The 23,419-nt window shown below is 57.3% G+C and carries 21 protein-coding genes and 2 pseudogenes; 13 read left to right on the top strand and 10 right to left on the bottom strand.

What is annotated here, in order from left to right; all coding sequences use genetic code 11:
• Window positions 1-18: 18 nt before the first annotated feature.
• On the bottom strand, window positions 19-483 hold the full coding sequence (locus OUY36_RS07700) for a hypothetical protein (RefSeq protein WP_008566817.1): 465 nt from the start codon (window positions 481-483) through the stop codon (window positions 19-21).
• Window positions 484-2,211: 1,728 nt separating this feature from the next.
• Between OUY36_RS07700 and OUY36_RS07705 the strand changes: the two genes are divergently transcribed.
• A complete protein-coding gene (locus tag OUY36_RS07705) occupies window positions 2,212-2,838 on the top strand; it encodes a response regulator transcription factor (RefSeq protein ID WP_186415891.1) in 627 nt (208 codons plus the stop codon).
• A gap of 78 nt (window positions 2,839-2,916) precedes the next feature.
• The gene (locus OUY36_RS07710) at window positions 2,917-3,747 is read left to right on the top strand and encodes a response regulator (RefSeq protein ID WP_221103057.1); all 831 of its coding nucleotides are present in this window, start codon (window positions 2,917-2,919) and stop codon (window positions 3,745-3,747) included.
• An 82-nt stretch (window positions 3,748-3,829) separates the two neighbouring features.
• Here OUY36_RS07710 and OUY36_RS07715 read toward each other — a convergent pair whose 3' ends face one another.
• Window positions 3,830-4,657, bottom strand: a complete 828-nt coding sequence (locus tag OUY36_RS07715; RefSeq protein ID WP_221103058.1) for a P-loop NTPase — start codon at window positions 4,655-4,657, stop codon at window positions 3,830-3,832.
• Between the two features lie 378 nt (window positions 4,658-5,035).
• On the opposite strand from OUY36_RS07715, the gene OUY36_RS07720 reads away from it, so the two are divergent.
• From OUY36_RS07720 to OUY36_RS07740, 5 genes and pseudogenes are all read left to right on the top strand, one after another.
• Window positions 5,036-7,915 (top strand): hybrid sensor histidine kinase/response regulator, encoded by a 2,880-nt coding sequence (locus tag OUY36_RS07720; protein WP_267937457.1) that lies wholly within the window; start codon window positions 5,036-5,038, stop codon window positions 7,913-7,915.
• A complete protein-coding gene (locus OUY36_RS07725) occupies window positions 7,905-8,963 on the top strand; it encodes an HD domain-containing phosphohydrolase (RefSeq protein ID WP_186415895.1) in 1,059 nt (352 codons plus the stop codon). The genes OUY36_RS07720 and OUY36_RS07725 overlap by 11 nt, the downstream gene beginning before the upstream one ends.
• 295 nt (window positions 8,964-9,258) lie before the next feature.
• A pseudogene (locus tag OUY36_RS07730) lies at window positions 9,259-9,426 on the top strand (hypothetical protein); the annotation flags it as partial.
• A 1,247-nt stretch (window positions 9,427-10,673) separates the two neighbouring features.
• Window positions 10,674-11,615, top strand: a complete 942-nt coding sequence (locus tag OUY36_RS07735; RefSeq protein ID WP_208217836.1) for an integrase domain-containing protein — start codon at window positions 10,674-10,676, stop codon at window positions 11,613-11,615.
• 292 nt (window positions 11,616-11,907) lie between these two features.
• Entirely contained in the window at window positions 11,908-12,423 is a 516-nt protein-coding gene (locus OUY36_RS07740; protein WP_034005542.1) for a hypothetical protein, read from the top strand.
• A gap of 934 nt (window positions 12,424-13,357) precedes the next feature.
• Here the strand turns inward: OUY36_RS07740 and OUY36_RS07745 are convergent.
• From OUY36_RS07745 to OUY36_RS07755, 3 genes are all read right to left on the bottom strand, one after another.
• Entirely contained in the window at window positions 13,358-13,537 is a 180-nt protein-coding gene (locus tag OUY36_RS07745; RefSeq protein ID WP_221103059.1) for a hypothetical protein, read from the bottom strand.
• A 126-nt stretch (window positions 13,538-13,663) separates the two neighbouring features.
• Window positions 13,664-14,056: a hypothetical protein gene (locus tag OUY36_RS07750; protein WP_221103060.1), complete on the bottom strand. Its 393-nt coding sequence runs from the start codon at window positions 14,054-14,056 to the stop codon at window positions 13,664-13,666.
• Window positions 14,057-14,089: 33 nt separating this feature from the next.
• Entirely contained in the window at window positions 14,090-14,551 is a 462-nt protein-coding gene (locus OUY36_RS07755; protein WP_221103061.1) for a hypothetical protein, read from the bottom strand.
• 143 nt (window positions 14,552-14,694) lie between these two features.
• Between OUY36_RS07755 and OUY36_RS07760 the strand changes: the two genes are divergently transcribed.
• The gene (locus OUY36_RS07760; RefSeq protein WP_226930316.1) at window positions 14,695-15,141 is read left to right on the top strand and encodes a hypothetical protein; all 447 of its coding nucleotides are present in this window, start codon (window positions 14,695-14,697) and stop codon (window positions 15,139-15,141) included.
• 168 nt (window positions 15,142-15,309) lie between these two features.
• Here the strand turns inward: OUY36_RS07760 and OUY36_RS07765 are convergent.
• The 4 genes and pseudogenes from OUY36_RS07765 to OUY36_RS07780 all read right to left on the bottom strand — a co-directional run bounded on the left by OUY36_RS07765 (window position 15,310) and on the right by OUY36_RS07780 (window position 18,081).
• A pseudogene (locus OUY36_RS07765) lies at window positions 15,310-16,586 on the bottom strand (Y-family DNA polymerase).
• Window positions 16,579-16,875 (bottom strand): LexA family protein, encoded by a 297-nt coding sequence (locus OUY36_RS07770; protein ID WP_226930344.1) that lies wholly within the window; start codon window positions 16,873-16,875, stop codon window positions 16,579-16,581. Before OUY36_RS07770 ends, OUY36_RS07765 begins: the two are co-directional and overlap by 8 nt.
• Window positions 16,876-17,413: 538 nt before the next feature.
• A complete protein-coding gene (locus OUY36_RS07775) occupies window positions 17,414-17,764 on the bottom strand; it encodes a DUF3147 family protein (protein ID WP_020309257.1) in 351 nt (116 codons plus the stop codon).
• Between the two features lie 29 nt (window positions 17,765-17,793).
• Window positions 17,794-18,081 (bottom strand): metal-sensing transcriptional repressor, encoded by a 288-nt coding sequence (locus OUY36_RS07780; protein ID WP_020309258.1) that lies wholly within the window; start codon window positions 18,079-18,081, stop codon window positions 17,794-17,796.
• A 521-nt stretch (window positions 18,082-18,602) separates the two neighbouring features.
• Here OUY36_RS07780 and OUY36_RS07785 point away from each other — a divergent pair.
• From OUY36_RS07785 to OUY36_RS07805, 5 genes are all read left to right on the top strand, one after another.
• On the top strand, window positions 18,603-19,340 hold the full coding sequence (locus tag OUY36_RS07785) for a HupE/UreJ family protein (protein WP_023083080.1): 738 nt from the start codon (window positions 18,603-18,605) through the stop codon (window positions 19,338-19,340).
• A gap of 12 nt (window positions 19,341-19,352) precedes the next feature.
• Window positions 19,353-20,015 carry a hypothetical protein gene (locus OUY36_RS07790; protein ID WP_020309260.1) on the top strand — a complete coding sequence of 221 codons (663 nt, stop codon included), beginning with the start codon at window positions 19,353-19,355 and terminating at the stop codon, window positions 20,013-20,015.
• Between the two features lie 19 nt (window positions 20,016-20,034).
• On the top strand, window positions 20,035-20,331 hold the full coding sequence (locus OUY36_RS07795; RefSeq protein WP_221103062.1) for a helix-turn-helix domain-containing protein: 297 nt from the start codon (window positions 20,035-20,037) through the stop codon (window positions 20,329-20,331).
• Window positions 20,332-20,618: 287 nt separating this feature from the next.
• Window positions 20,619-21,101 (top strand): carboxymuconolactone decarboxylase family protein, encoded by a 483-nt coding sequence (locus OUY36_RS07800; protein ID WP_221103063.1) that lies wholly within the window; start codon window positions 20,619-20,621, stop codon window positions 21,099-21,101.
• Between the two features lie 148 nt (window positions 21,102-21,249).
• On the top strand, window positions 21,250-21,699 hold the full coding sequence (locus OUY36_RS07805; protein ID WP_221103064.1) for a carboxymuconolactone decarboxylase family protein: 450 nt from the start codon (window positions 21,250-21,252) through the stop codon (window positions 21,697-21,699).
• Window positions 21,700-21,778: 79 nt separating this feature from the next.
• Here OUY36_RS07805 and pdxR read toward each other — a convergent pair whose 3' ends face one another.
• Complete coding sequence (gene pdxR / locus OUY36_RS07810) at window positions 21,779-23,224, bottom strand: MocR-like pyridoxine biosynthesis transcription factor PdxR (RefSeq protein ID WP_221103065.1); 1,446 nt, start codon at window positions 23,222-23,224, stop codon at window positions 21,779-21,781.
• Window positions 23,225-23,419 lie beyond the last annotated feature (195 nt).

Here is a 23,419-nt window from a genome sequence, read left to right on the forward strand (position 1 = left end):
GTGCTGTGGCGTCTGCGTTTAGTCGAAACCGAAAGAGGAAAAGCTGCTTTCGAAACAGCTGATGCCGTGATCAAACGAAAGGCTGTCGCTCAGCATGTCCGTGCCGAACGCGTTCCCCATGACATCAAAACAGCTGTCGAGCATAGGCATGCCGTTGGCCGGATTGACCCAGGAGGTTGCCATGGGCTCGAAGTGGGAAGAGAAAATCGAGGAAATTTCCTCTGTCTGGATGGGGTGGACCGGATCGAATGAATCAGCCCTACCAGTGTGCTCGTGCAGAATGCTGTCGAAGGCCATGCTCGTGTTCATGTTCTCATCGATCAGAGAATCGATCCGATACCACGGGCGCTCATGACGAATGCCGAGGCCGTCATGCACCAAGACCGCTTTTCCCTGGCTGGGATAGATGATGGTGGTGTACGCCGAGTTGGCGGATTTGAGAAAGAGTGAGAGCAGTTGGGCGAGGTTCTGGACCAGCTTCATGACGGGCTCCTTGAATGTAGGTGCCTTCAGCGTCTCCCGACTCTATGAAAACCCAACTTGATGTGCTCGGTTTCATGTCCGCACCCTGCCTGAACCAGCGGCATCATGAGCAGATTCCGGGCGCCCACCACGTTGTGGGACATCACCTAAGGCAATGCTAGCCCAACTGACTGCACGCGAAAGTCAGCAAGCGGCCGATTCTGTTGAAAAAGTCCCGTCGCGATTTTCGCTCATGAAAGAGCGTTAGAGACGTTGAAATCTGGTTCACTCAGAAGCCGAAGCTGTCTTGGTTTTCACGTAGCAACGTCGAAATCGAGCGATTTTTGAGCTGACGAAAAGCAGCGCTCTCAAAAACCGACTTTTTCAACAGAATCGGCCAAAAGCGGACGGCCAATCTTGTCAGTCAATCCATTCTCTGTTCGCCGAATGAGCCAACGGGATTGCCATTTTTGCTGGCAATCCCGTTGCTGTTTCAGCGCGACCGCAACACCCCAAACCGGACGCCCCAGAGTGTTGCGGGCCTTCAGGCCACCACGGGAATTAGCGGATCGGCCGCAGCCAGAGCTGTTTCGCGATCAGCCATCGGCGGATAGATCCACTGAGTATTGATCACCCTTCGTGCACAGGCGGCCTTTCACTTTCACCCTTCGCCAGAAAAACGGGGTTCATGCCGTATAAATCTATTACGAATGGTGAATTTACGAGGCGAGTAGGAAGCCGTGTCGCGTAGCGGAAGTATGCCGATGCCTGGGTAGCACCAAGCAGCCGAAAAAATGCGCCGGAGGCGATGGTGGAAGCGCAGGGCACCGCAAGAAGCAGGGGGATATTTCTGAACGCTGATCGCGCTGATCGGAGAAGCGTTTTCTCAGTACGGGTAGGTGCCGGTGTGCGGTAGAGAGCTACACCATGCCCTGGAAGCCCTACAGTTGGTACTGCAGCGGATGGATAGCCTATGGCTACATAGGTAGCCATAGGCTATCCATCTCGCCCAGCAGGCGCTGTCCTGGGGCGCCAGCGCGGCATCGGTCAGCACCGCCACCGCGAAACCCTCGCGGCGAGCATCCAGCGCGCTCATAGAGCGCGCAGAAACTGACGTGACAACGGTTCCGCATACCGATTGCCAACCCGAGCGGTCATGCGCATGTACCTGCTTGACGTGAGCGAACGAGACCTATTGCTGATCATTGACCTGCAGAACGACTTCTGCAGTGGCGCGCCCTGGCGGTACCCGACTGTCGCGGCCGCTTAGGCACCGTCTGCTGTAGACAGTGGGTACGCCAGATGTTGCGCGACGCCGCCGCTCCTTCGTCGGGCACGTCCGAGCGCTTCACATTTACCGCCGCTGACAGCGTTTGGCATGAGGGAGGCAGAATTCCTAGGATGCACCACAGCTTTGAACGCGCGACTCGTAAGACCGACGACAGCTGTGTCGCTCTTGGTATCGATATCGATCGATGTGTTTGCAGCTGCGCGACGGTTGTACAGACTAGCGCCGTGAAGCCGCGGTGAATGATGAGGGCGGCATGCGAAACTCGGGCTGGAATAAATGGCGATAGATAGTTATCTGGGCGTGGTGATAGTTGCAATTATCCTTTATGGGTAGTTCGACGAAAGGTACTGCATAGTTATTAAATTTCATTAATTATTGCCGGCTTTGTATTCGTCGTGGAATTCCAATCCCGTGCCGCCTCTGTCATAGTTCGACGGAGAGCAATTGGTATGCAATGTATGAAGACAGTTTTAATCGTTGATGATCATCCATTCATATGCTTGGCCGTACGCATGGTGCTGGAGCGAGATGGCTTTATCGTCGTGGGTGAAGCGGACAACGGAGTTGATGCTATTCAGCAGGCCCGACACACGCGGCCCGATCTGGTTATCGTCGACATCGGTATCCCAAAGCTCGACGGTCTGTCGGTGATTGCACGGCTTCGGCTGCTGAGCGATGAACTACGCGTCCTCGTGCTGAGCTCCCAGCCCCCCAGCCTCTTCTCGGCACGGTGCAGGCAGGCCGGTGCCGCAGGCTATGTTTGCAAAGCAGGCGATCTGGGCGAACTGAGCAACGCGATTCATGCGATCAAATCCGGCTACGATTATTTTCCCAGTTCGGCTTACGGTTCAGTTGGCCACAGTGATGTGGCGGCAACGGAGGTCGGCCTGCTGAGCTCGCTTTCCGACAGGGAAATCACCGTGCTGCGCCAGCTGGCTCAAGGGCGTTCGAACAAGGAAATAGGTGAGGATCTCGCGCTTAGTAACAAGACCATAAGTTGTTACAAGAGGCGCATCATGGACAAGCTGAATGTCCGGACGCTTGTGGATCTAGTGGAAATCGCCAAACGCAATTCATTCACCTGACGTGTGGGCAGGTTGCAGGCCTAGCATCACAGGCCGGGTGATGCCGCATTTTTCCATGCCACTAGATGAGTCGAATAGATGGTTGATGACCTTTCCAGTCCGGGGCCTGCGATGCACGTTCACGCTTCAAAGCCAAATCCGATAAGTCTGCTGGTAGTCGACGATTACCCTCCGGGATTGATGCTGCTTATGCAGCAGTTCATTTTATTTGGCTATCGGGTGAGCGCGGTGTCCGGCGGGGAGGATGCGTTCAAGCAATGGGTCGGTGGAGAGTTCGATGCGGTAATCACCGACTCCCGAATGCCTGATGTGGACGGTTCGGCGTTGACCTGCTCGATCCGCCAGTACGAGAAGCAGGCATCTGTGTCGCCTTGTCTGATCATTGGATTTACTGCAAATGCCGTTGCGGAGGAGCGCGAGCGCTGCTTGTCTGCCGGAATGGACGAGTGTTTTTTCAAACCGATGGATCTGGCCGAGCTTGACCGTTACATCAAAGCGCGCTTGCTGGGCCCGTCGCCAGGTAGCCAACCGGCCGGCCAGGATGATGATGGCGGCCTGGGCGTGCTGGTTCGGCAGTTGGAGCGTCTGGCTGTGCCCGACCCGAGCACTATGCCTTTGCTGGTCAGAGTCTTGCGGGAGACTACCCAAGCCGACATTAATCAACTTGAACAGCTGGCGGCGAAGCGCGACTTTGTCGGGCTTGCTGAGCTGGCCCATAGAATCAGAGGTGCGGCAGGCATCATCGGCTTGGAGGAAGTCGTCAGCGCTTGTTATGTGCTGGAGATCGCCTGTGATGAGTCGTCGTCAGGTGACGCAGTATGCCGTGGTGTTGAGCGCCTCCAAGGACTGATGCGAGACCTGAGCACCGCGTTGGATGAAGTGGTGCCCGTCGATCGGCCGAAAGCGTAGCGGGCGGGCTGGGCCACGGTTGCGTGTGCGATGACTCCTGCTGCGACGGTGCGCATCCGGAGCCATCGTCGGTATCAGGAAGCTAGCTGCTCGAGCGGGCGGTCAGCAGGCGATCTCCGAAGAACTCCAGGTGTGCCCGCGGGTAGGCTGGCAGTGGCCATCGATCTATCTTTTGCGCCAGCTTCTGATAGGTGATGGCGCAATTGGACTTTGGGTAGGCCTCGAATACGCATTGATATTTCTGCGCGGCACTTCGGACTTTCTCATCAAATGGCAAGTCGCCGAGGTAATCCAGTACCACACTTAAAAAACGATCTGTAATCTGCACAAGTCTTGCAAAGAGGGCGCGGCCTTCATGCAGCGAACGGGTCATATTAGTTACTATGTGAAAGTGAGTGACTCCATAGTTCTGGCTAAGTAGTTTGATCAGGTTGTATGCGCCGTTGATGGAGGCAGGCTCGTCAGTAATCACCACCAGTATCTGGCGTGATGCTTGAACGAACTTCAGCGTCGTCTCGGATATTCCTGCGGCGGTGTCGATGATAAGTACGTCGAGGCTCTCCGATATTTCGCTGACCGCATGTATCAGTCCCGCTTGCTGGGCGACGCTGAGGTTCGCCATCGAAAGATCACCGCTTGCTCCCGGTAGCAAGCGCACGTTTTTTCGTTTGTGGGTAAGCATCGCCTGCTCCACCGAGCATGTGCCGCATAAAACGTCGGCAATGGTTCGCTTGGCCACCAGTCCTAGCAGCAGATGGGCGTTCGCAAGGGTCAGGTCGGCGTCAAGTATCATCGTTTGTCGCCCAAGCGCCGCCAGCGCTAGGGCCAGGTTTACGGCGACATTGGTCTTGCCACAGCCGCCTCTTCCTCCGGCGACAGCGATAACCTGTACGGCATTCACGGTAATCATCCTTGGTAGGGTCTGGCTCGGGCCTGTTTTGTCGAAAGGATGATCCCAGAGTCGCGCTTTTTCTTAACGCTGAAACGTCCTATGGCGTTGTAGGAAATTTCTTATTCAAGGCGCTTGCCTTGAATAGATGTGCGCTGATCCGCAGAATTTCCCCTTGAAACCTGCGTGCCGATCGCCATTGCGCTCACAACGGTTTAGTAGGGCGGCACTGCCTTTTCCGCAAGCTATTCCGGCTGACTCAACTCCAGTCGGTAGGTGCTTCTTGGTTCGAAGGAGCTTATTTGGCACATCAAGCTGCGCGCTTGAATTATTGAGCGAGCCGGTCTGACACCGCGCAGCCGAGCCGTACCTCTTTGAATGCCTGGTTAGGAAAACCTCATGTCGTCGAAACATGGATTGCGTAAATGGATATGGCGCGCATTTGTCCAGAGTGCCTTGGTTCCATTGGTGCTGGTCGAAATGGTCCTTATCGCCGTATATCTGCTGACAAATAGCGCAATCCGTGATGCTCAGGTCGAGTATTTGCGCCAGAGTGCGGTCGAGGATCTAAAGGTTTCTGCGAAACAGGAGGCGCTGGTCGTTGCCGAACAGCTCACCCAGGTACGCGAACTCACGGAGATCTATCGCAATCTGACCGCTGGCGTCTTGCTCGATGGGCAGGTGCCGCCACTACCAGATCTCGCGCTCAGTAGCAGTGGTGTGCGCTACACACCCGTGAACCATGGTGGCGCTGCGGTGTTCTACGCGAACTCGACGCCGGCCGAGCGCCAGGATCTGCAGAAAGTGGCCAGGCTCACAGCGCTGGAACCGCTGATGAAACAGATCGAGGTAAACAACCCCCTCGTGGCCAGTCTCTACTTCAACAGCTGGGACAGCCTGAACCATATCTATCCGTGGTTTCTCACCCCGGAGCAGTATCCGCACGACATGGTCATCCCCGATTACAACTTCTACTATCTGGCCGATGCGTCGAACAACCCTGAGCGCAAGGTGGTCTGGACAGACGTATACGTTGATCCAGCAGGGCATGGTTGGATGATGTCCGCAATCGCGCCGGTATACCGCGATGATTTTCTCGAGGGCGTGGTTGGGCTTGATATCACGGTTGGCGGCATCCTCGAGCAGATCGGACGCCTGCAGGTGCCGTGGGGCGGCTATGCGATGCTGGTTGGCAAAGATCTGAACATTCTCGCGTTGCCGCAGCCGGGTGAGGTGGATTTCGGTCTGGATGAGCTGATCGAACACTCTTACGAGGATGCAATTCGCCGAGAAATACTCAAGCCCGATGATTATCGACTCGACAGGCACGAGCAGACCGCCGCACTGGCACGTGCCATCGATGCAAAATCCAGTGGGGTTGAATCTCTGGTGCTTGACGGCCGCCCTCATCTGGTCGCGTGGTCGACCATCGACGCCACCGGGTGGCGTTTGTTAACGGTGGTGGATGAGGCCGATGTCTTCAGTCAGACCAATGCGCTGGCGAATCGCTACCAGCAGATCGGTTATCTACTAATCGCCGGGCTGGTGTTGTTCTATCTCCTATTCTTCGCCTACATGTGGGTGCGTGCGCGTCGACTGAGCCTGCGGTTGCTCAGCCCGATTGCCGGCATCTCTCGGATGATGGACCAGATCGGGCAGGGCAACTGGCTCCCGGCCCGGGTGACTTCGGACATTCGCGAGCTGGATCAGATGGCAGGGCATGCCTCCCTGCTCGGCAGTCAGCTCGAGCGCAGCGAGGCACAGCGGCTGCGAACCCTTGAGCGCCTGGAGCTGGTGCTCGAAAGCGCCACCGAAAGCCTCTGGGAAATCGACTACGAGGTGAAGATGGCAAAATTGCGCGGGCGTTTCCGCCAGCGTTTCGGTCTGCCCACCGACATCATTTCGATGGACTATTTCTACGAACGGGTCCACCCGGACGATATCGTCCAAATCCGGGAGGCCCATGCGAGGATGGCCGATGGCAGCGATGACAGCTATTCCGGAGAATTCCGATTTGCCGATCGCAATGGCGAATTCCACTGGCTGCTCAGTCGTGGACGGGTGCTGGAGCGCGATCCCGCGACCGGCTATGCCAAGCTGGCTGCTGGCACGCATGTGGACATCGATAAGCTCAAGCGTATCGAGACCGAGTTGCGGCAGGCGATGCTCGAGGCGCAGATGGCCAATCAGGCTAAATCTCGATTCATCTCCAGCATGAGCCATGAGCTACGTACGCCGTTGAATGCCATCCTGGGTTTTGCCCAGCTGATGCGAATGAAACAAGAAGCCCAGCCCGACGACAATGCCGACTTCCTCGACGAGATTCTCAGAGCCAGCCGCCACCTCAACCAGCTGGTCGGGGACATCCTCGACTGGTCGGGAACACAGCTGCAGTCGACTTCAGTAGAGCTTCAGACGGTCGATGTGAACCGGCTGATGCAGGAAAGTGCCGAGCTGGTACGAGCGGAAATTGCCGAGCGCGGCCTGCAGTTCAATGTCGACCTGCCCCAGCAGACACTGCAAGTGCATGCTGATCCGCGTCGCCTTCGCCAGGTTCTGCTCAATCTGCTTTCGAATGCAATCAAGTACAACAAGCCGGCCGGCCAGGTAACGCTTAGTTACCAAGCGTCGGCAGGCTATATTCGGCTGCTGGTGGAGGACACTGGACTCGGTATCGCCAGGGACAAGCAGGGCAAGGTATTCGAGCCTTTCCAGCGCCTGGGCCACGAGAACTCGATGATCCAAGGCACAGGTATCGGACTGGCACTCTGCCAGGAGCTGGCGTCACTCATGCGTGGTCGGATGGGTCTGCATAGCGAACCGGGGATTGGCAGTAGCTTCTGGATCGAACTTCCATTGCTTGGCAAAAATGTTCCACGCGACGCCATCAAGCAGGATGGACTGCCGCGCATCTTTTATGTGGAAGACAATCCTGCCAGTCAGTTTCTGGTTCGCACCGCACTGGCCGATGTCGCAGCGGTAGAAGTAGCAAGCAGCGGTGCCGTCGCGTTGCAGCAGATCCTGGCCAATCCTCCGGATCTGGTCCTGCTGGACCTCAAGCTGCCAGAAATGAGTGGCGAGGAACTGCTGGCTCGGCTGCGTCGCACCCCCCACGTACAGGGTGTGCCGGTCGTGGTATTAAGCGCAGTCACTGGTCGCGACGCCTTGCGCGCTGCCAGTCTGGATTGTCAGGGGCTCCTGAGCAAACCGCTGGACATGCAGGAATTGCGCAGGTTGGTGGCGGCGCTGTTGTCGGAGGTGTCCCAAAATGTTGTCTGATCAGCTGCGCCAGTCCACCGTTGTGGTCATCGATGATGTTTCGGCAAGCCTTCGCCTGCTGGAGTCCAGCGTGCGAGCCATTGGGGTGCGACAGGTCATCGCGTTCAGTGACTCGTCGGCTGGCTTGACCTGGTTGCAGCAGCATGACTGGGACTTGCTGCTGCTCGATGTTGACATGCCGGCACCCGACGGCTTCGACATCCTTCGCGAACTTGGTGAACGCGATCACAGCCGCATGGTGATCATGGTCAGTGCACTCAGTGACCGAGATAGTCGCTGCTCTTGCCTGACTCTTGGTGCTAACGACTTCATCGACAAACCTCTGGATCTGCCGGAGCTGTTGCTCAGGGTGCGCAATCAGCTGCAACTGAGCTGGGCTGGCAAGCAGCTGGAGATCGAACGTGAAACGCTGGAACACAAGGTCGCCGAGCGCACGGAACAGCTGAATACGAGCTATCAGTCGGTAATCCGCAGTCTGTCGCGCGCCGCACAGTACAGGGATGACGAAACCGGTCAGCACATCATCCGGATAGGTGAATCGGCGGCAATGATCGCCACCGCTCTGGGGCAGGCGCCCGAGTGGGTGGAGCGGATACGCCTGGCGGCCCCGATGCACGATGTCGGCAAGATCGGCATTCCCGACCATATTCTGCTCAAACCGGGGCAGCTTACCGATCCCGAGCGCGAGATCATGCAGCGCCACACGCGGATCGGGCATGCCATCCTGCGTGACGGTGAAGAATCTCCGTTGCTCGAGATGGCAGCCGAGATTGCCATGTATCACCACGAGCGCTGGGATGGGACCGGCTATCCACAAGGTCTGAAGGGGGAAGAAATCCCGTTGGCCGCACGTATTGTCGCATTGTGCGATGTCTATGACGCGCTGCGTTCACCTCGGCCATACAAGCAGGCCTGGCCTCTCGAAAAGGCGCAGGCTTACGTTGTCGAGCAGGCTGGGCTGCACTTTGATCCCTGTTTGGTCGAAGTAGCCAAGGGCATATTCCAGCAGATCGAGGAGATGCAGCATCGCCTGTCCGATGCTTGCTGAAGTCGAGGTTGGTCGGGCCGCCGCGGCAGCTACCGCGACGCTGTTGCGGTCCGTCGTGCCGCTTCCAGCATGACAGCTCGTCAGTCATCAGCGCGCCGGCCGTTGTTATCGCTAGTGGACGACCGGGGTGAAATACGGCGGTAGGGTGGTCATCGCTAGGACAAGCGAGCTGCCAACCATTGCTCGTGAGCCGGCGTCGGGGCACGCGCCGCATCAAAAACTGTTCGGTCATTGAACGACGGGGTGTTGTCCCTTGGTCGAATCTTCTATGTTTGAATGAAGCGAAGGCGCAACGAAAGGAATCTTGGTTACCACGTCTGATTACGGCCCAGATTCATACGCCTTCGCAGCTGGAAAGCCACTAGTCCTTCTGAGTGGAGCAAACCTCCTAATGAGGAAAAAGGGGACAGATTTATTTGTCTTCTCTAACCGTCCGCTTATGGCCGTTAGCCGTGGTCGGTGAGATGGCAGCGCCCGGCCAGAAGCGGCACGAGCGCGCGATTACTGATGGGATCGTCGGGAAAGGCAGCGCCACCAAACCCTTCAACGGCACTGGCAGAATGGGGTGTTGCCGCAGTGGATGTCCGATGGCAACGCGATGGCGCTGTCTGACTGAAACACCACCCTTAAAGCGCAATTCTGTTGCCGCAGCGGATGCCAAACGGCAACGCTGGCCTCAGCGTTTATTATTCCCGAGGCCGACTATGATGCTTTCAAGAGGCGTGGCGAGCTTCATCCTGTGAATCGGAACGGCATCCGAGCCAAAGGCCGTCGCTGGGCAAGGCTGCTAGTTCAGCATTGGCCCCGCAGCCTTCAATTCCGCAGCTGGAAAGGCACTAGCCAAGAAGCTTCCGATGGATAGGGTCGCCTGAAAGCAGTGGGTCATTGTTAGTAGAAGCTACAAAGGGACTTTCTCAACAGAACACTCAGATAGTCAGTTTCAAATTATAAAAATTTCCAGCTTTCAGGCTGGACAGGTTGAGAACGCCGAGTTAGCCTCAAAGCTCACAAAGGCACCGGGCGAGCCTATCGCCCCGCCGCCAATGGCGGAAAATACGACACGTAGTGTCGTCGCTACACTGCCTTACGCGTGGTGTAGTTAACAAAAAGTGCGATCGCAAATCGGCGATACACATAATCAAATCGGGCCCTTACGCCCGCATCAAGGCAAAAGCCGCGGTGTGCACGCTACAGGTGCGCCCACCGAATCGATCCCAGGGATCACCTCTCAGTAGCCCTAACGAGCCCGCTGAGCACAAATCTCGAACTGGCTATCAGCACGCGCCGCGCAGCGTTCATCGGCGTCTACACGCCCTGCGCCCCCATGCGCCCCGGCCACCAGTCTTAAAGTCGCACACAGAGACGGCTCTCTCAAAAAGGGCCAGACGCTTAGTGCTGCGTGGGTTTCAGCCGTTCGATTTACGGACGAAACCGGACGAATCACCCGTAGAAATGAACTGGGGCCCACCGGTCGAGGCGGTGGGCAGGCCGACATAGGCCGATGCCGGACTGCTGCAGCGAAAAACTGCAGCGGGTTGCGATTAGCCCCGCCATAGCTCCCACCCCCCGCCCTACGGAAAAAATCTCCTCGTACGCACCGCCTGCACGGTGCTGCCCGCACGGTCGGCGAGAACCAAAAAACTCTCGCGAAAAACTTACCAGTTTTAAGGGCGCGGGCTCTCCTTTAACTAATTTCATTTTGAGGTTTGTATGGTAACTCGCAATTTAGGTTTGAAAACGAGAGATATTAAAAAAGCCGGCGAATTTTCACTTAAGCGAGGCAATCTTTCATTTAGCTCTGCGGCGACAATTGCTGACCGCTGGAAACCGTTCGCTAGTTATATGACTGAGAATAATATCAAAGACCTTAAGGATTTATCCCGAGAGGATCTGATTGGGTATGGGGTGCTGCTTTCTGATCGTGTTTGCGATGATGAAATATCCGTTCCGTATGCGCAGAACCTGGTAAGCGCGGTTAACACGGTTATGAAAATGGCAACTCTTGGTGCATGGCATTCGGTTAGCCCGACACTGGATTGCGGGATTCCGGAGCGCTCGCACATAAGGACGTCGCCTCCAGATGGATTGTGCCGTGATGCATTTTATCGCGCATTGAATGCGTTAGACGACGAGTTCTCCGAGGGTAAAGCGGTTGCAATTCTAGCTCGGGAGTTTGGGCTCAGAACTAAAGAGGCAGCTCTCCTTGATAGCAAAAAAGCACTTGAGGAAGCGCACGACGGCGGATGTGTAAATATCACGCGCGGCACTAAAGGCGGGCGCAAAAGAAAAGTTCCAGTTTCATCATCTTCTCAAATTCAGGCCTTGGAGTTTTGTGCTTTTGTTCAGGGTCAGAGAAATCTTTTGATTCCAAAAGACAGCAACTGGGAGAAGTTTCGAGGAAATCAGATTCGCCAGATGCGAGAGGCATTACAGAAGCACGGCATCAGTCGACTACACGAGTTGCGTGCGGCATATGCCTGTGAGCGCTATGAGCAGCTTTCAGGTGTGCCTGCTCCAGTGCTAGGAGGTATAGAAACGCCACTAGGACATATGGCTCGAATAAAAGTTGCTATTGAGCTAGGACATGGTCGGATTGATGTAACTAACTCTTATCTAGGAGGGCGCAATGCTGACGCGCGAACTCAACCATAAAATCCACCTTTATAAGTCTCGCGGTGGAAAGGCGAGTCGGAGGCGTTCTGCTCAGCGCATGTTGGAGTTTGTTAATTGGTGCAATTGCGAGGCACATCAGACCGGGAAAAAACATGTCCATAAGTTTTTTGAGGAAAAAAACTTTGCACCATCTACCGCGCGTGATTACTGGTACGCAATTAAAACGCTTTGGGAGCTTATGGGGCGTGTTGGAGAACCGCCCAAGCCATGCGGCCTGAAGAGGCTGGTAAAGGCATCTTCTTAATAATTATTCTCAACAGGTATTTGCGACATGTTAAAAAATAAAGTTGATATGAAATTTGACTTAGGTGAAAAGCCGCTGAAAATGCCCAGCATCAAACACGCCTTTGTGATGGTGCCGCAGCAAAGCGTTGATCAGCTGTATGCTGAGTTGGATAAGTCGAAGGTGGTGCGTGGGATTATTTTGCTTCACTATCTAACCCAAGGTAGTGTCTTGCTGCGGGTGTGCCCAGAACCTTTTGTAAAAGAAGGCCCATCGCGCATCGATGTCGTATCTTTTAACAGTATGCGTAAAAAATGCTGGAGTTATCATGGGGATAAAATCTACTACTCTAAGTTTGTGCCTCTGGTTGACGCAGAGGGCAAAGAGCTGCCGTCTGAGGATAAGGCAAAGCTGATTAGTTATTATTTTAACGTTGCCAGTACTGTGAGGCTGTCTGCTGGAAAAGATCGCCGGAATAAAAATTTTCGGGCTCTATCTGGGGAGAAGTTTATTCCCATGGTGAAAGCTTTTTCCATGCGCGGGTTGCTGTCAAAGCTAATGTAATAACAGGGTCGGGCCCAATGCCTTGCTTGCGCTGTTTATTCAGTGTGAGCAAGGTTTTTTTATTTTGGCTGCCGGAAATCTCTAATGATTATAGTAAAAGATTTTACCGATTAACCACATATCGTTAATTATGATCGGTGGTTAAAAAGCCAACCTCCAGAGAAGGCTTTACTAATCAGTTCTCTTTTTGGAGGTTGTGCATGAGCAGCAGAAATTCATATGCTGATTTGATGAGCATTGTTTGAGTGAAATCGGCGTTTCTCGGCCCACAGCGCTGCGTGTCGGGCTGAAAAATGGATGCCGGGAGTCGGTAGGATTGATGCTGTGGCCCCTGGTTGGGGTTCTCTCCAGTCTGTGATCCCATGTTCGCAGCCAGGGACTTTCCCCTGGCAGGGAACAGTTGTGGGAGCACACAATGCAAAAAGCAATTCTGGTAGCCGTCGTCGCGGTAGGCGCGCTGGTAGCCTTCAGCGGAAGGGTGTAAGCCTTACCGGCAATGCCTGTCTCGGCCAGAACAACGACTCGCTGGTTGAGTTCATAGGTCAGCATTGCAAGGCTGGCGATACCATTGCCACCAAGCATCCGGCCTAATTCTGCGACTTTAATTACGCGGTTGCCTACAACGGTTACAACTCAGCGGTTGAATCTACACCGGCAAGCAAGCCGGGGAGCGCATGCCTGCGAGCGATAAGGCACCAAGTGCCGGCAGCTGATTTACAAATCGTTGTGCCAATCTGAGTGCCGTTTACGAGTGCTTCCGGAGGTCCGTCGTCGCTCGTCAGGCCTTTCCCTTCCAGGAGAAGCGGTACTCAATGCGTTCGAGGGCGGCTTCCGGGTGCGCTCCTTCGGTACTCACCCTCCGTGAAGCTCTGGAACATCTCCACGTGGCATGCGCCAGGAGGAAGCCGTTGGCAGCACGGCGGGCTGCGGCGCTTCAAGGTCGATCATCGTCCTGGGCAGAGCGCCCGCCGTGGGCAGGCGCGCCATCAGAGCGCCTTCTTGCACCCTTGCCGTCCGCACTCTGGGCCACTACCAGGCCAATCACCGTAGCAACCGCAATCACTGCCAGCGTCAGGCCGATGAAAAAGAGGATTGTGTAGGTTGTTGTATCCACGACTTTTCCTGTTGGTCCTTTGCCGTAGTGGATGTCCGATGGCAACGCGATGGTGCTGCCCGACTGCCAGAGTCCGCTAAAGCACGATCCCGTTGCCGCAGTGGCGGCCACACGGCAACGGTGGCATCAACCTTTGTCGCTGCCGAGGCCGACGCGGATGCAGTATGTTCCGGGTACGGCCAGTACGACGCAGACGATGGGTCCGGCGCCCATGATCTGGCCCCAGAGGTTTTTCAACAGCGGATAAGCGATGAATACCGCCGCCGCTTCAGCCGGCTGCATGGTGGCGAGTCGGCCGAGTATGGCTGCCCCGATACCGGCAAGCAGCACGAGCAAACTGCCTGTCATCGCCATCACTGGCCGGAGCCCGCGCGGTGATCGGCGATGGTGGTCCAGCGGTAAGGGGATCTGCCGAATCAACCGGCCCCGCGCCATGCGGGCGTCTACCGCCAAGGCCAGCCAGGAGATGCCGATGGCGAAGACGAGGATGAAGCTAACGAGCAGCGAAAGTGGCGACATGGTCAATTTCCTCGGGGGCAGTGGCGTCTGCGTTCAATCGAAACCGAACGACGAAAAGCTACTTTCGAAACTGCTTACGCCGTGATCAAACGACAGGCTATCGCTCAGCATGTCCGTACCGAACGCGTTCCCCATGACATCAAAACAATTGTCGAGCATGGGCATACCGTTGGCCGGATTGACCCAGCAGGTTTCAATTGGCTCGAAGGGCAAGGAGAAAATCGAGGAAATTTCCTCGGTCTGGATCGGCTGAACCGGATCGAATGAATCAGTCCAAGTGGTGTGAGCGTGCAGCAGGCTGTCGAAGGTCTCACCCGGGTCCAGGTCCTCGTCCAGCCAGGGGACCTGATACCACGGGCGCTCATGGCGAATGCCGAGGCCGTCATGCACCACGACTGCTTTTCCCTGGCTGGGATAAATGATGGTGGTGTACGCCGTGCTGGCGGGTTTGTAGAAGTGGGTCAGCAGTTGGGCGATGTTTTGGATCAGCTTCATGACGGGCTCCTTGAATGCAGGTGCCTTCAGCGTCTCCCGACTTCATAGAAACCCAACTCGATTTGCCCGGTTGCAGGTCGCACCTTGCCGGAACCAGCGGCATCATAAGCAGGTTTCGGGCGCCACCATGGTGGGAGAGCGGTTTGCGCAGCGGCGTTAGCGATGCAGTTTTTTCAGTACGCGCTCACCACCCTGGCCTGGGTACGGCAAGCGAGGACGATGATTTGGTGTTCAAAGAAGTTTTTCCCGGTGAGTATTTTCCGCCGATTCTTCGCAACGGTCGGTTTTTCGCTCAGCCGGTCGGCGGGACGCAGACGCAGGAAATCCTGACGGTCACGGACGCCGGGTTGGAGTGCGGCGGCGTCAGCTTCATGTGGTCGGACATCAAAGGGTTTTCGATCCAGGGAGAGACAGCGCACCTGCTGAGCGACAAGTACCCCTCGGGCGGTCTGAAGTTTTATGTGGGCACGTGTTATTTCGTAGGAAGCAATTTGTTGCGTGACAAGCACCAACAGGGCTACCCGGTGGAATACTGCCTGATGAACCGGATCACGTTCGAGCAACAACGGCTGTCGATGCCCGTCAGCTGAATGAATGCGGTAATAGGCCGGACTCGCCACTGCTCCTGGTAGGGATTTGGCCTGCTCGGATGGTGATTGACTGCAAGCGTGCCGGTGCGCCACTGGGAGTATCCCTTGGCCGCGCTTCTGCTGCTCAAGGCCTTTTCCCTTCCAGGAGAAGCGGTATAGCTGCGGCGGTTACCGCACGGAAACCTTCCACAATTGATCCACCCGCGTCGTGAAGCTCTGGCTCATCAGCTCGCGGCGCATGCTCCAGGCGGGAGTCGCCGGTACCACGCCGGGCCGCAGCGTACCGCGTCCCCACTTGGCATTGATCGAATCCAGCACGGCCATCACGCGCTGCGAGTGCGCCGGCTGAATGGGTGCGAATAGGTCGTCTGTGAATTCGCCGCGCCCGCAGAGCTCCATCAGCAGCACCTCGGCTTTCGAAAACGCAAAACCTGGGCGATACAAGTCATCGAGGCCGGCGAGTGTGGCCTGGGTGATTAGCCGGGTGTCGTCGGTGGGGTAGGGCAGCTCGCACAACATGCCCTTGGCGAATTTTGGTTCGTCCGGGTTGAACATGCCGGTGCGGATGCTGACCCGAACCCGCTTGCACACCGAGCCCTGAGCGCGCAGCTTCTCGCAGGCCCGAGCGGCATAGCTGGCGACCGCCTCGCGGATGGGCGCCAAGTCGTGCAGACGTTGCCCAAACATGCGGCTGCAGCAGATCTCCTGCTTGGGCGGTGCCACGCTGTCCAGTTCCAGGCAGGGCGTACCCCGCAGCTCGCGTGCGGTTTTCTCCAGCACCACACTGAATGTTTTCCGCAGGGTCCAGGCATCCGCCTCGGCCAGTTGCCAGGCCGTGCGTATACCCATCTCGCCGAGGCGCTCGGTGAGCCGCCGACCGACTCCCCAGACTTCATTGACGGCCACAGCCTTAAGCAGCTTGTCTCGGCGCTGCGGGTCAGTGATATCCACTACACCCCCGGTCTGCTTCTGCCAGCGTTTCGCCGCAAAATTGGCAAGCTTCGCCAGTGTTTTGGTACGTGCGATGCCGACCCCGGTGGGAATACCCGTGGCGGCGAGCACTTGAGCACGGATCTCTCGGCCATGTGCACCAGATCCGTTTGGATGCCCGTGAGCTCCGCGAAGGCCTCGTCAATGCTGTAGACCTCCAGTTGCGGAACCAGGCCCTCAATGACGGTCATCACGCGTTCGCTGATGTCGCCGTACAGCGCGTAGTTGGAGCTAAACGCCACGCCCCCGGCTGCCTCAAAGCGCCGGCGAATCTGAAACCACGGCTCGCCCATCTTGATCCCGAGCGCCTTCGCTTCCGGCGTGCGGCTGACCACGCAGCCGTCGTTGTTCGGCAGCACCACGATAGGCGTGCGGATCAGGTCGGTGCGAAAAACTCTCTCACAACTGCAGTAGAAGCTGTTGCAGTCAATTAGCGCGATAACCTGCTCAGCCACAATTTCGTCCCTGCCGGCACAGGTCGATGTAGACGCCCCAGATGTGCAGCTCCTCGCCCTCAAGTACATAACGCGGTGGGTAGGCCGGGTTGGCCGAGCGCAACACAACCTGCTGCTGCTCGATGTCGAAAATCTTGATCAACGGATCGCCGTTGAGGCAGGCAATCACCACGTCCTCGCGGCGTGGTTGCAGCGCCTTGTCGATCAGCACCAAGTCCCCGTCGAGAATGCAGAGCCCCGTCAGGCTATGGCCGGAAACCTGAGCGAGATAAATCTGTGGGCGGTGCAGTTTGAAAAGCTCGTCGAGCTAGATTCGCTGCTCCAGGTGATCCTGGGCAGGGCTGGGAAACCCGGCGGGCACGGTTGGTAGAAAAAATGGGATGGCCGTCGGCGACAGCGCGACAGGACCGAGGAGCGAAATGCTGTCCACGGGGTATACTTGGATACTGGATGTTTAGACAGTATTTGCGAAGCGTGGGTGAGGCGTCAATCGTGCGTGACGGGAGGTGATACTTGTGGTCGCTTCCTTTCGTAAAAAAAAGCCTTGCTGGCTAGCTGATGAGCTGAGCCGCGAACATTGCCCTGGTAGGGTGGGAGACGTCACGGCGCCGAATTGTTGAAGCAGGGCACCGAGCGCTAATAGTCTTCCGGCAGGCTTTCGCTTCGCCAGTACGTCAAAGATGGGCTAGCCCCAGTGACTGCTCGCGAACGTCAGCAAGCGGCCAAAAGCGGTCGGTCAAAGTCTTATCCTGAGAGGGCGGGCATCTCATGTTGCATGAGGCGATCCAAGCTATGCGGTGAGCCTGCTGGGCAAGGATGGCTGCCCATCACAGCAATTCGATGCCGAAGCGGCGCATTGCTAGAGCAAACAGGACGAAACATAGGCACGTTGCAAATGCGTAACCCGCCAGTGCGAGCCAGAAGCCGAAGCGAGACATTAGGAGCGGGAACATCAACAGCGCCGGTAGCGTGGGGATCACATACCAGAAGGTGTACCAGGCATGGTTGGCGATCTTCTGTCCCGGCTGATGCTCGATGTGCAGCCAGATCAAGGTCAGCACCGTAACTATGGGCAGGGCGGCGACGATACCGCCAATACGGTCGCCATGCTTGGCCGCTTCAGATACCAAGACCACCATCAATGCAGTGATCAGGTACTTTGTCACTATCCAGGTCATGACGCGCTCCGCGGTGCTGCGAAAGAAGATCAGAGGTACTTGGTGATCTGTTTGAAGTTGCTCAGCGCGGTGATGTCCCCCTGTTCAGCGGCCGCGAGCGCATGCTCCAGACAGTGATCGATGTGGTCCTGGATCAAAGTGCGCTTGGCCTGACAGATCGCTTTTTCTACTGCGTGTAGCTGCTGGGCAAGGTCCACGCAGGGGCGACCGGTCTCGATCATGCCGACAATGCTGCGCAGGTGGCCTTCGGCACGCTTCAACCTTTTGATGATATCGCTATGACTTTGGTGCTGATGGGCGTGTTCTTGATCGCTCATGCCTTGAGTCCCATGCCTCGATGACTTACGCTTCGATCCTATCCCCCCGGGGGGGATATGGCAAACCGGCCGTTGTCGTCGGGCGGCCAGCCGAATCTGCAATCGAAGACACATCATGCTCAGTAAACCGGTCAGCGCTCAGTTAACGTTTGTCCTTGCCCTCGTCATGCTAATGGCATGGGCCGGGCATAGCGCCGCGCTTGGCCCTGGGGTGAGCCAAGGTGGGTGGAACGGCGGGGACCATGCTCATGCTCATTCCCAAAGCACGGGTATTTCGGTCTGTGCCAGATGCGCGGATCACTACCACTCCACGCTTACCGCCGACCACGTGCACGAAACGCCATACCTGAGTACGCTTCTCACCGTCAGTACGCTGCCAGAGCGTCCGCAGCCGATAGAAGCCACGCGCTACGTCATCCCTCCCAGTCCGATCTTCCTGATCGAGCGGCCACCACGCCCAAGATTCGCACTCTGACAACGGCCGCTATGCGGCCAATACCACTGTCACGTAGGACTCAACTATGCATTCGCTATCCATGTGCGATATGGGCGCATTTTCCGCGCGCCCAAACCGCTCGCTAATACTGCTGCTCTTGTTCACCGCATTGCTATTTCTCGGCATGCCTGACGCGCTGGCCCACGCTGTTGCCGAGGGCGACAAGGGCTTTATCCAGGAAAGCTCCGGGGTGATGGTGCTGCCGTTCATCTACATGGGCGCCAAGCACATGATCACCGGCTACGACCATCTGTTGTTTCTCTTTGGGGTGATCTTCTTTCTCTACCGCCTGAAAGACGTGGGGCTCTACGTCACCCTGTTCGCTGTGGGCCACACCGTGACGCTGCTGCTCGGTGTATTGGCGGAAATCACCATCAGCTCCTATGTGATCGACGCCATCATCGGTTTCTCGGTGGTGTACAAGGCCCTGGATAACCTGGGCGCCTTCCAGCGCTGGTTCGGCCACCAGCCGAACACCAAAGCGGCCACGTTGATTTTCGGTTTGCTGCATGGCTTCGGCCTGGCAACCAAAATCCAGGAGTACGAGATCTCCGCGGATGGCCTGGTCGCCAACCTAATCGCCTTCAACGTCGGAGTCGAAATTGGCCAGCTACTGGCGCTGAGCGCCATTTTGATCGTCATGGGCTACTGGCGACGAACCGCCAGCTTCTGGCGCCATGCCTACACCGCTAACGTCGCCATGATGAGCGCCGGTTTCCTCTTGATGGGTTACCAGCTCACCGGCCTGATCGTCTCTCAGTAAGGAATTCTCAGCATGTTCAATACCAAGCTTCCAACCCAGTGTGAATTGCCAACCAGCCGCCAGCTGCTGCGCTCCACTGTGATCGCCGTGGGTGTTGCCGCAGCGTTACTGGTCACCGTAGTGATGCCTTCTGAATATGCCATCGACCCCACGGGCGTCGGCCGTGTACTTGGCCTGACTCAGATGGGTGAAATGAAAGAAATTCTCGCCGAAGAAGCGGCTGCGGATGCAGCTGTCCCGCCAGCAGCGGCCCCGGTCGTACAAGCCCCCGCGTCTAGTCAGGTGGCGCCTCAGGAGCAAGTTGCGGCAGCAACTGTGGCTGAGCCGGTAGCAGAGCCGCAGCCCGCCCTGAAGTCCGATGAAGTGACTGTCACGCTGAAGCCGGGCGAGGCCAGTGAAATTAAGCTGGAGATGCTGGACAAGGCCACGGTCAGCTACGAGTGGGCAACCGATGGCGTTCCGGTCAATCACGACACCCATGGCGAGCCCTATAACGGCCCGAAGGGCTATTACCACAGCTACAGCAAGGCCAAGCAGGTCAAAGGTGATAAAGGCGAATTCACTGCCATTTTCGACGGCACCCACGGCTGGTTCTGGCGAAACCGTAGCAACCGTGACGTGACGATTACGCTCAAGACCAAGGGTGAGTACCTGAGCGTCAAACGCGTTATCTAAGAGAAATAGCCCCAGCGTCATGGGCGCCGGGGCTTTTACATCCCTGATCGATATTGAAGGAATACATCATGACGAATTCAATTACGCTGAGCCGCTCCCTGCTGCTGGTTTGTTCACACCGCTGCAATTCCAGAAGCAATTACGATTGATCGAGGCGAGGCGCTTGATCGTGTCTGAAGGCAGGTCATCCAGTAGCGCAGCGTTCGAAGTTGGTTATGAAGGTGCTTCACACTTCGCCAGGGACTACTTACGCATGTTTGGCATATTGCCTGGCAAAGATCGGCTAGAAACCAGCAGACCGCGCCGCCAGGGATAACGCCAATTGTCGCTAGATGCGGGAAGGATGCCTGCTCCACCTACCGCTTTTGCCGATACCCCGAATAGCCAGCTATCGGCGAGGCGTGGAAAAGGCGAGGCCGGTCGTTACGGTTCTCTAGGTGAGCGGGAGACGAAGACGAGCAGGACATGGTCTAGTTCAAACGCTCAGTCTTGGATCTGTAGAGCAGATCCATCCGTACGTAAAGTTCTTACACCACCGGGCCGCGGCGGTTCTGCAGCGCAGACGGGCCTGTTGTCCCCAACCCGACCGTGAGAAGAATGAACATGAGCCAACGCCTCGACTACTTCAAACTTTCGCCGCAGGCCTCGAACAAGCTGGTGGAGCTGTCCATGCTGCTCTCCAGCAAGACGCCGTTTCTTGCCGATCTTGCCCACTTGATCACGCTGCGCGCGTCTCAGCTGAACGGCTGCGCGTTCTGCGTAGACATGCACGTCAAGGAAGCCAGGATTCATGGCGAGCGCGAGCTACGCCTGCACCACGTTGCAGTCTGGCGCGAGTCGCCGCTGTTTTCCCCGCGCGAACGCGCAGCCTTGGAATGGACCGAGGCGTTGACCCAGCTCGCGCCGCACGGGGTGTCGGACGCGGTCTACAGCGCGGTACGTGAGCAATTCTCGGAACAGGAAATTTCTGATTTGTCCTTTCTGGTGGTCGCGATCAACGGTTGGAATCGCCTAAACGTGGCGGTGCGCGCGGTCCCAGGCACAGCCGACAAGGCGTTCGGTCTGGACAAGTCCGATCTCTCCTAGCGCGCTAATACCCCTTACCGATCACTGACCCCGGGGCGGTCGGCTTGCTTGCGGGTTGATCGTTGGTGGTCGGCTCCGACTTAAACGGGCAGGCCCGTAGCCCAATAGCGCGGGCAACAACCCCCTACTTCCCTCGAGAGGATCATTCATGACGCGTCCCAATTGGTTCCAAGTTTCTGCCGAAGGTGCACGGGCGCTAGCCGAGCTCCACAAGTACGCCACAACCGGGACGAACCTGCCCGACCAACTGGTTCACCTGGTTTTTCTCAGAGTCTCTCAGCTGAACGGCTGTGCGCACTGCATCGATATTCACACGCGTGACCTTATCAAGGGCGGCATGACGGTCGACAAGCTCGTATTGGTACCGGTTTGGGAGGAGGCTTCCTGTTTGTTCTCGGAGCAGGAGCGTGCAGCTTTAGCATGGGCTGAAGAGGTCACGCTGGTCAGCGAAACGCATGCATCCGACGAAGCCTATTCCGCAGCCTTGGCTACCTTTGGGGAAAAGGATCTTGTCGAACTCACGATTGTGATCGCGACCATGAACGCCTTGAACCGCATGGGCATCAGCTTCCGAATGAAGCCGCTCGCCAAGGCTTGAGTGAAAGTGGAAGGCTGGCGCTGCTTCCTCGCCATGGCGGGCTCGCGTTCGTGACGTCCACCGTATGGCCTGATTGACGTTAGTGGCGCCCTTGGCATGCCAGGCGGACCAGCTCGCCCAGTCTTTCCGCTTGTTCAGGTTGCGGGCAGTTGGTGAAGCTGGCCAGTATCGCCGGCCCCTGGGGGGCACCAACCCACCAGGGCGACAGCGGTTGCACTGCCATTCCTTCTTGCAGCAGCTGTTCAGCCAAGCGTCGATCCGACGTTTCAGACGGCAGCCGTAACACCAGATGCATGCCACCAGGAGAGGGCTCAACCCGCACGCAGCCCTGCAAGCCTCTCTCTAGCGCAGCCATTGTTTGCGCGCGGCGCTCACTGTACAGCCGTCGCATCCGCTGGATGTGCCGGGCGAAATGTCCGTCATTCATGAACTGGGCGAGAATGGCTTGGGTCATCGCTGGCGTCGCGGCGGCGAAAAGCGCACGCCCGACTCGCTCGAATGTCGCGACCTGGTCTTGTGGTACTACGAGGTACGCCAGCCGGATACCCGGATACAGCACCTTGCTGAACGTGCCGGCGTAGAGCACACGTCCGTGCCGGTCCAGGCTGGCGAGGGCTGGCAGCGGACGACTGACATAGCGGTATTCGCCGTCGTAATCGTCCTCCACTATCCACGCACCACGCTGCGCAGCCCATTCGAGCAGGGCTTGCCGGCGTGGTAAGGACAGCGTCATGGACAACGGGCTTTGATGCGCGGGAGTCACCACAGCCAAGCGCGCATCCCGATAGCGCTCAATGGCCAAGTCCACGTCCAGGCCATGCCTGTCTACCGCCACGGGTAGAGGCTCAACGCCGAACTGTAGCAGGACCTGACGAGCCGGCGGATAGCCTGGGTTTTCCACCCAAGCCTGATCACCCCGCGCAAGCAGTGCTTGCAAAACGAACATCAGGCTGTGCCGCCAACCCGTCGTAATGAACACCTGATGCGCGACGCAATCGATGCCGCGCGCTACCTGCAGATAGGATGCTATCGCGCTGCGCAGCGCCGGTAGTCCGTGCGGCGCAGGGTAATCCATATCCAGGCTGCGCATGCTTCGCAGGTAACTCGCACCGAGGCGCGCCCAGATCTTGCGCGGAAAGGCATCCAACGCGGGCACGCCCAACTGAAAGGGCAACAGCTGCGGCGGGCGCCACAGCATGTCCGGGTCGCTCGCGATGGCGTTCACGTCGGCCGCGGGAGGTCCCGCGGGGGCCGTGCTGCGGCGCAGATCGGGATTCACAATGGTCCCCGCCTGCCCCCGCGTCAGCAAATAGCCTTCACCCACCAGTGTCGAATAGGCGAGCTCGACGGTGCCGCGGGCGACGCCGAGCTCCTTGGCCAATGCGCGAGCCGAAGGTATGCGGTCACCAGGCGCAAGCGACCCACTGGCAATGGCTGCTCGCACCCGGTCGTAGAGCTGCCGGTAGAGCGGCGCGCTATCTGCCGTATCGGCGACGGTGAGGGCATCTGAAAACGGATTGTTCATGGCCTAGCTGGAATGTCCGATCTTGGTTCAATGCAGTGTGGCAGCTCGGGCATAGCATGGCTTCATGACCCACACCAATCATCAGCACCTGCCTAACCTATTGGACTTGGCCGATTCGGCGCTACGTCCCCGCGACGGTCTGGCGGACCTGCGCCTGGCTCATCCCTTGCTCTGCCATCGCCATCCGCATTGGCA

The sequence above is a fragment of the Stutzerimonas sp. R40042 genome (assembly GCF_026642215.1).
Classification (GTDB): Bacteria; Pseudomonadota; Gammaproteobacteria; order Pseudomonadales; family Pseudomonadaceae; genus Stutzerimonas; species Stutzerimonas frequens.

Bases quoted from the DNA above. Each gene is read 5' to 3' on its own strand.
- OUY36_RS07735 (WP_208217836.1), top strand. From the start codon at position 10,674: ATGGTAACTCGCAATTTAGGTTTGAAAACGAGAGATATTAAAAAAGCC.
- OUY36_RS07700 (WP_008566817.1), bottom strand. From the start codon at position 483: ATGAAGCTGGTCCAGAACCTCGCCCAACTGCTCTCACTCTTTCTCAAA.
- OUY36_RS07785 (WP_023083080.1), top strand. From the start codon at position 18,603: ATGCATTCGCTATCCATGTGCGATATGGGCGCATTTTCCGCGCGCCCA.
- OUY36_RS07805 (WP_221103064.1), top strand. From the start codon at position 21,250: ATGACGCGTCCCAATTGGTTCCAAGTTTCTGCCGAAGGTGCACGGGCG.
- OUY36_RS07705 (WP_186415891.1), top strand. From the start codon at position 2,212: ATGAAGACAGTTTTAATCGTTGATGATCATCCATTCATATGCTTGGCC.
- OUY36_RS07795 (WP_221103062.1), top strand. From the start codon at position 20,035: ATGGGCGCCGGGGCTTTTACATCCCTGATCGATATTGAAGGAATACAT.
- OUY36_RS07790 (WP_020309260.1), top strand. From the start codon at position 19,353: ATGTTCAATACCAAGCTTCCAACCCAGTGTGAATTGCCAACCAGCCGC.
- OUY36_RS07740 (WP_034005542.1), top strand. From the start codon at position 11,908: ATGTTAAAAAATAAAGTTGATATGAAATTTGACTTAGGTGAAAAGCCG.
- OUY36_RS07715 (WP_221103058.1), bottom strand. From the start codon at position 4,657: ATGATTACCGTGAATGCCGTACAGGTTATCGCTGTCGCCGGAGGAAGA.
- OUY36_RS07800 (WP_221103063.1), top strand. From the start codon at position 20,619: ATGAGCCAACGCCTCGACTACTTCAAACTTTCGCCGCAGGCCTCGAAC.
- OUY36_RS07780 (WP_020309258.1), bottom strand. From the start codon at position 18,081: ATGAGCGATCAAGAACACGCCCATCAGCACCAAAGTCATAGCGATATC.
- OUY36_RS07720 (WP_267937457.1), top strand. From the start codon at position 5,036: ATGTCGTCGAAACATGGATTGCGTAAATGGATATGGCGCGCATTTGTC.
- pdxR (WP_221103065.1), bottom strand. From the start codon at position 23,224: ATGAACAATCCGTTTTCAGATGCCCTCACCGTCGCCGATACGGCAGAT.
- OUY36_RS07710 (WP_221103057.1), top strand. From the start codon at position 2,917: ATGGTTGATGACCTTTCCAGTCCGGGGCCTGCGATGCACGTTCACGCT.
- OUY36_RS07755 (WP_221103061.1), bottom strand. From the start codon at position 14,551: ATGAAGCTGATCCAAAACATCGCCCAACTGCTGACCCACTTCTACAAA.
- OUY36_RS07750 (WP_221103060.1), bottom strand. From the start codon at position 14,056: ATGTCGCCACTTTCGCTGCTCGTTAGCTTCATCCTCGTCTTCGCCATC.
- OUY36_RS07775 (WP_020309257.1), bottom strand. From the start codon at position 17,764: ATGACCTGGATAGTGACAAAGTACCTGATCACTGCATTGATGGTGGTC.
- OUY36_RS07725 (WP_186415895.1), top strand. From the start codon at position 7,905: ATGTTGTCTGATCAGCTGCGCCAGTCCACCGTTGTGGTCATCGATGAT.